This window comes from Lactobacillus fornicalis, assembly GCF_055362665.1.
Window position 1 is genome coordinate 1 of sequence record NZ_JBLTIM010000055.1, and the last position, 6,958, is coordinate 6,958.

General features: G+C 35.5%; 7 protein-coding genes. 5 read left to right on the forward strand and 2 right to left on the reverse strand.

Going from position 1 to position 6,958, the window contains the following annotated elements; genetic code table 11:
- Positions 1–129: 129 nt before the first annotated feature.
- Positions 130–1,623, forward strand: a complete 1,494-nt coding sequence (locus ACNDLV_RS07795; RefSeq protein WP_006586405.1) for a peptide MFS transporter — start codon at positions 130–132, stop codon at positions 1,621–1,623.
- Positions 1,624–1,674: 51 nt separating this feature from the next.
- Here the strand turns inward: ACNDLV_RS07795 and ACNDLV_RS07800 are convergent, their stop codons facing one another.
- Together ACNDLV_RS07800 and ACNDLV_RS07805 are read right to left on the reverse strand one after the other, a co-directional pair.
- Positions 1,675–2,565 (reverse strand): 3-hydroxyacyl-CoA dehydrogenase, encoded by an 891-nt coding sequence (locus tag ACNDLV_RS07800; RefSeq protein ID WP_006587696.1) that lies wholly within the window; start codon positions 2,563–2,565, stop codon positions 1,675–1,677.
- A gap of 9 nt (positions 2,566–2,574) precedes the next feature.
- Positions 2,575–3,402, reverse strand: coding sequence for an acetoacetate decarboxylase family protein (locus ACNDLV_RS07805; RefSeq protein ID WP_006586407.1), 828 nt, complete (start codon positions 3,400–3,402; stop codon positions 2,575–2,577).
- Between the two features lie 199 nt (positions 3,403–3,601).
- Between ACNDLV_RS07805 and ACNDLV_RS07810 the strand changes: the two genes are divergently transcribed.
- The 4 genes from ACNDLV_RS07810 (at position 3,602) to cas9 (ending at position 6,954) form a co-directional block, all read left to right on the forward strand.
- Entirely contained in the window at positions 3,602–4,252 is a 651-nt protein-coding gene (locus ACNDLV_RS07810; protein WP_006586408.1) for a nitroreductase family protein, read from the forward strand.
- A 140-nt stretch (positions 4,253–4,392) separates the two neighbouring features.
- Positions 4,393–5,061, forward strand: coding sequence for a type 1 glutamine amidotransferase (locus ACNDLV_RS07815; RefSeq protein ID WP_006587695.1), 669 nt, complete (start codon positions 4,393–4,395; stop codon positions 5,059–5,061).
- A gap of 74 nt (positions 5,062–5,135) precedes the next feature.
- Positions 5,136–6,116, forward strand: coding sequence for a Gfo/Idh/MocA family protein (locus tag ACNDLV_RS07820; RefSeq protein WP_006587694.1), 981 nt, complete (start codon positions 5,136–5,138; stop codon positions 6,114–6,116).
- A gap of 121 nt (positions 6,117–6,237) precedes the next feature.
- Complete coding sequence (cas9, locus tag ACNDLV_RS07825; RefSeq protein WP_498883070.1) at positions 6,238–6,954, forward strand: type II CRISPR RNA-guided endonuclease Cas9; 717 nt, start codon at positions 6,238–6,240, stop codon at positions 6,952–6,954.
- The last annotated feature ends 4 nt before the right edge of the window (positions 6,955–6,958 follow it).

Sequence of the window (6,958 nt, forward strand, 5' to 3'; positions counted from 1 at the left end):
CAAAAAATTTGACAGTTTCTGAATTATACCAATTTGACAATAAGTGATTTATATATTAAAATTTTACACATTGTTATTATTAATAATTAATTAGTCTGACAATAAATTAATCTAAGGAGATAAAGATATATGGATAACAAAAAAGACCTCGATAAGTCTTTCTTTGGACAGCCTAGAGGTCTCGCCACACTGTTTTATACAGTTATGTGGGAACGTTTTAGTTATTATGGGATGAGAGCAATCCTCATCTTTTACATGTATTACGCACTGGAAAAAGGCGGCTTGGGAATGTCGCAAACTTTAGCTGCGTCAATCATGTCAATTTATGGATCACTTGTTTATATTTCAACAATTGCCGGTGGCTGGTTAGCAGACCGAGTATGGGGACCTAGAAGAACAACCTTTATTGGTGGAGTTCTCATTATGTTAGGACATATTTGCTTGTCGATGCCATTTGGAGCAGCTGCTTTATATCTATCTATTGCCTTTATTGTTATGGGATCAGGATTACTTAATCCTGCTTCTAGTGCAATGGTTGGTGATTTATATGAAGAAAATGACAACCGTCGCGACGCTGGTTTTAGTTTATTTGTTTTTGGTATTAACTTAGGGGCAGTGATTGCTCCTATCGCGGTTCCTTGGGCAGCTAGTGGTTTTGGGTTACATCTTTTTGGTGATGAAACTAACTTCCATGCTGGATTTTCTCTTGCAGCAATTGGAATGTTCTTTGGCTTGGTACAATACTGGTTTGATGGTAAGAAGTATTTAAATGAAAAGGACTTTAAGCCAAATGATCCACTTAATGAAAGTGAAAAGCAAAAACTTATAAAGCAAGTATTACTTGGACTTTTGTCCTTAGTTCTTGTTTTGGCTATAATGTTTTTCATGGGTAGCTTGAATATTGATGGCATTATTAACTTAATTACAGTAATTGCAATTGCGATGCCAGTTATTTACTTTGTTATGATGCTTAGAAGTGATAAGGTTACTAAGGTTGAAAAGCATCGTGTATTAGCTTACATTCCTTTATTTATAGCAGCAGCAATTTTCTGGGGAATTGAAGAATCAGGCTCAACTGTTTTGGCACTTTTTGCTGCAGATAGAACAATTCTTCATTTAGGCGCTTGGCATTTTGAAGCTGCTAACTTCCAAGTGTTAAATCCTTTGTTTATCATGATTTTAACTCCAGTGTTTGTGGCACTTTGGAATAATTGGAAGAAGCAACCATCTGCACCTGGTAAGTTCTCTGGGGCTTTAATCTTTGCAGGGCTTTCATATGTTTGGATGGCTATTCCTGCATTTATTTCACCAGATCACCGTGTAAGTCCATTATGGCTTGTAGGTTCATGGTTCTTGGTGGAAATTGGTGAAATGCTTAATTCCCCAATTGGGTTATCAGTTACAACTAAGTTAGCTCCTAAAGCATTTAAGTCACAAATGATGTCACTTTGGTATATGGCTGATTCAGTAGGACAAGCTGTAACTGCACAAACAGTTAAACTTTATACACCAAAAACAGAAGTACAATATTTCTTAGCTGTAGGGGTTGTAAGTATTGTCTTTGGGATTATTTTAATGTTCTTAGTTAAACGAATTCATAGTTTAATGGAAGGAATTGATTAGAAAAAAACTCACCTTTAAGGTGAGTTTTTTTATTGAGGGATAAAAGATTTTTTAACGAGCTTCAATTGAAGTTAAAAAGTCGGCTCTTTCAAAAGCAGGATTTGGATATTTGTAGAAGCCTTCACCTGCTTCAATACCGTAATGACCAGCATCAATCATATCTTTCATTGTTTTGGCTACCTTTAATTCCTCAGGAGTGCGAGCTTGTTGTGCGAAGATTGCATAAACAGTCCGAATACCAACCATGTCCATTGACATAAATGGGCCAAATGGACAGCCAGTTGAATTCATCCAATCTTTATTAATTGTGATTGGATCTGCGACACCATTTGCCCATAATTCAAGAGCAGCATTTAAGAATGGTACAGATAAAGCGTTCATAATGTAACCGTGTTGTTCTTTTTTCATATGAATTGGTAACATCTTAATTGCCTTAGCAAACTCAATTACATCTTCAATAACTTCAGGCTTAGTCCTATCAGTTCCAACAATTTCAGCGGTATTGTTTGTCCAAATATGGTTAGCAAAGTGCATATGTAAGAACTTATCAGGGCGATCAACATAGTTAACAAGTTGGCTTGGTACCATGGTTGATGAATTTGATGCAATAATGGTCTTTTCTGGTAAATGTGGACAAACATTGTGATAAAAATCTGCCTTTACATTTAAACTTTCTGGGACGGATTCAATTAAATAATCACAATCTTTAAATGGAATTTCCCAGTCATTGGTAATTGAAAGAATATTTGCCATTGCTTTATCAAATTGTTCATCAGTCAACCCCATATCTTTTTTATAAAATGGGCGAAGTGCAGCCAACCGCCGCTTAGCTCTTTCTGGGTGTGGATTCCAAATTCTAACATTGAAGTCACAAAGAGCAGTTTGAAATGCAATTTGACTTCCTAATGTTCCGGCACCTGCAATAGTAATATTTTTAAACATAATAACGCCTTACTTTCCTAAAATAGCTTGATCATAGCGACCGGTAATTAAATATGGTGCAATTTCATTAGAATCGACTTGGGTAAGTTGGATTGTTTCGTGCATTTTTCCACTTGTCATTTGGTAATGAGCACCGCCAATTGGTTTTAATATGGTCAATTCGCTGACTGGGTCATCACTACTTGTACCTAATTCCATTGTGATATTACCAGGTGTAAATGCATGAGTAGTGCCAGTCGTTTTGGTTGCAATTAAACGAGTATTAATGAAATGGTTATGACCATCATGGTCTTGGTCAATCTTATAGTCAAAGAAAAAGCTATAAGTATCAGTTGGAGTGTCTAATGCTGATTGGCTCCCCATTAATTGTTTAGCAATATCAGGATTATTTGGAATACCTGGTGTAAAGGTAAGATTGATTAAATCTACGCCATGTCTTGTGACTACTACGTGCGTACAACCGTTGGCTTCTGTATAGCTGATTTTATCAGCCAACTTTTTGGGAATAGCGGCACCTTCACGACCAGCAAGCATAGCTTCTTCAGCCCCGTCACCACTTAAAAATAGGGTAAAAGGATAGGCGCCCACCATTCGTCCGCCATAGGATACTAAACTATAGAGAACTGCTTCATCATAAGGTTTAGCAAAGGTAGGATTACCCATGTGAGTAATATAGCCTGCAATAACGGGAGCTACCGGCTTTAATGGAGCTGGAACTAGCCGAGCTAGGACCTCGGGTGAAGTGACATAAGCAAACATATAACCATCTTGATTTTTCATATTGGGATTATCAAGAAAGTTAACAAGATCTTCTTTGTTAACAAGATAACTAGTCATAAGATAAATACCTCCTTTTTGTTAAAATATGTTTCCTGCTTACAAGAATATCTAATCACTTTTTGCTTAAAATGAAAGCGGTTTATTTATTTATAACACAATATTTTACTATGTGTATAAGTTGCGGATTTTTTTGATAAAAATAGTGCTATGATATGGCTGTATTAAAAGTAAGATATTTCACAAAGAGGTAATAAAAATGATAGAAACAGAATTTAAGAATGATGTTTTTTCTAATGTAATGCTTAAACGTCACTCTGTAAGACATTTTGATAGAAGTTGTAAAATTGACAGAAGTGTTTTGACAGAAATAGTTAAAGAAGCAACAACTGCGCCTTCATCATGTAATTTGCAGGCATGGCATTTTGTAGTGGTTGATACAGATCAAGGTAAAGAAAAATTGCGTAAAATTTTTATGCCTTTTAATTATCCACAACTTGATACTTGTTCGGCAATGGTTGTTCTTTTTGGCGATACAGACGCTTTTAAAAAGTATCGTGACTTATGGCAAGGGATGTATGAAGAAAAGAAGATTACTAAGGAACGTTTGGACACAATTTTAGGAACTTTTTTGCCAATATATGAAAAAGCTGATCGAACTTTGCTCACAGCTGATGCGATGGTTGACGCAAGTTTAGCTGCAATGCAATTCATGCTTGACGCTAGAGCAAGAGGATTTGCTACTAATCCGATTGCTGGATATGATGCAACTAAGATGGCACTTGCGATGGGACTTGATCCAGTTCGCTATGTTCCTGTAATGGCTATTGCTATTGGTAAGCCAGATGAAAGCCAAAAAGAGCTTGTTTCTACTCGTTATGATGTTGGGGATGTACTTGAATTTAGATAAATCTGTAGATAAAAGAACAAGATAGTATCTTGTTCTTTTTATTTAAATATAGACTATTGAGCGTGCTATAATTAATGCATCTTAGGTATTTGCAGGCGAGACCTAATTCAATTTTTGCCGTAGTAATAGAAAGGCGCATTATGCGAGTTAATATCTTACAACATACACCTAACGAAGGTCCTGGGGCAATTGCTGACTGGTGTCGTGATAGAGGATATGAAATGTATGTTTATCATCCATATCAATTTGGAAAATTGCCTGAAGCTAGTGAAACTGACATGTTAGTTATTTTGGGTGGTCCGATGAGTCCTAACGATGATTTAGTTTGGATTAAAGAAGAGCGAGTTTTAATAACCAAGTTGTTAGCTAGTGATACACCTATGTTAGGAGCTTGCTATGGTGCACAACAGATTGCCAAAGTATTGGGAAGCAAGATTGGTAAAGCACCACATAAAGAAGTTGGTTGGGCGCCAGTGTATTTACAAAATCATGTTATTGCGGGTTTACCTGAAAAAATGTTAGCTATGCACTGGCATGAAGAAATGTTTGAAGTGCCAAGAGGTGCGCATTTACTTTACTCAAGTGATTTAGTAAAAAATCAAGGCTTTGTGTTTGGTAGTCATGTAATTGGTTTGCAATTTCACTTTGAGCCATTAGCAGATAATGTGCGTGAAATGGTAGTAAATGATGGTGAATATGCTTTACATAACAATGCTTTAAAACAAAGTCCAGAGCAAATTCTGCAAAGACAAGTTCCTTCTGAAAATAAGCAGATTATGTATAAGCTGTTAGATTTCATCACTAAATAAGAGAAACTGAGAGTTGTTAGCGCGGTAGTGCTAGCAACTTTTTTGTATAATAATCTAAAAAGGAGGCGCTTTCTATGCTGAAATTAGGAATTATTGGTACAAGCTGGATTAGCAAGCAATTAGTTGAGGCAGCTCAAGCAACTAAAAAATGGACTGTTACGTCTGTTTATTCGCGTTCACTTGAGCGAGCTAAGGAATTTGGTGAGCCACTAGTAATTGATGAATTTTTTGATGATTTGGAAGACTTTTTTGCAAATGGCGATTTTGAGGTAGTTTATATAGCTTCCCCTAATTCGCTACACTTTAAGCAGGCGAAGATGGCTATTGAACATGATAAAAATGTAATTGTTGAAAAGCCTGCTTTTACTAATCCAAAACAATATGATGAAATTGCTAAATTACTAGATACGCATGATTGTCACTTTATTGAAGCAGCTCGGCATATTCATACTAAAATTTTTCAAAAATTAATGAATGAGGTTGAAAAGTTACCTAAAGTTGATGGGGCATATTTGAATGTCCGGCAATATTCTTCTAGAATGCATACTTTGGCTCCTGGTCAGAAGCGAGCTAATATCTTTAAACCCGAATTTGCGGGAGGCGCCTTGATGGATATTGGGGTGTATGGTGTCTATGTAGCGATTGCTTTGTTTGGGATGCCAAATTCTTGCATGTATTCTCCAGTTTTATATAAAAATGAGATTGATCTATCTGGGATTGCAATTTTAGATTATCATGGCTTTGGTGTGACTATTGATATTGCCAAAAATACAACAACTTATCAAGGGTCCGAAATCTATGGCGATAAAGAGGTTGTTGGAATAGATTCGATTTTAAATATGCATAAGGTTGATTATTATGATGCAGATGGCAAAAAGCATGCTAGTCGGATTAAGGTGCCAGATAATCCGCTATATGAAGAAATGAATGAATTTGCGGATTTGTTCGCTGATTCTGATGAAAAATTGTTTGACTATTGGGTACTTTCTGCTCAAGTTGGGGAAGTATTGTATAATCTCAGGCAAATGGCTGGAATTAAGTTTTTAGGAGATTAGACTAAATTGATAATAAAAAGGACTCAGAATAACTGAGTCCTTTTATTTGTATTGAAGTTATAGGATAATTTAGGTATGTCAAGATTAACGAGTTATAGGAAAAATATGGAGGGAAGTCTTTATGAAAGAAATAAAAGACTACATCATTGGTCTCGATATCGGGACAAACTCATGTGGTTACGTAGTAACAGATAAACAAAATAATATTTTGAAGCTAAAGGGGAAGACTGCTATCGGCGCACGCCTTTTTAAAGAAGGGCAAGCTGCAGCTGATAGACGTTCTTTTAGAACTACTAGAAGAAGATTAGCAAGACGTCACTGGAGATTAGGTTTACTTGAAGAAATCTTTGATCCAGAAATGGAAAAAATAGATCCTAATTTTTTTAGAAGATTAAAAGAATCAGACTATTCTCCTAAAGATAGTCGTAAGCAATTTAATGCAATTGTTTTTAAAAGTATAAAAGCTGACAAGAGATTTTATAAAAAATATCCAACTATTTACCACTTACGTAATGCTTTGATGCATGATAATCAAAAACATGATTTACGCGAAATATTTATGGCTGTTCACCATATTGTTAAATATCGCGGGAACTTTTTAAGAGAAGATTCAGTTAATGCTTTTAAAGCAGCTAAGTTTTCTTTGCGTGGTGAAGATGGGATTGGACCTGTTGATAAATTAAATGATTTGTTGAAAGAAATTTATTCTGAATATTCACCAGAACTTGCAACTAATAATTTATCTAAGATTGAAGATATTATTAAAGATAAAAACTTATATAAGCAAGACAAGCTTAAACAAGTAGCGACTTTGTTAATTAAAGAGACTGTAAAATAGTTTG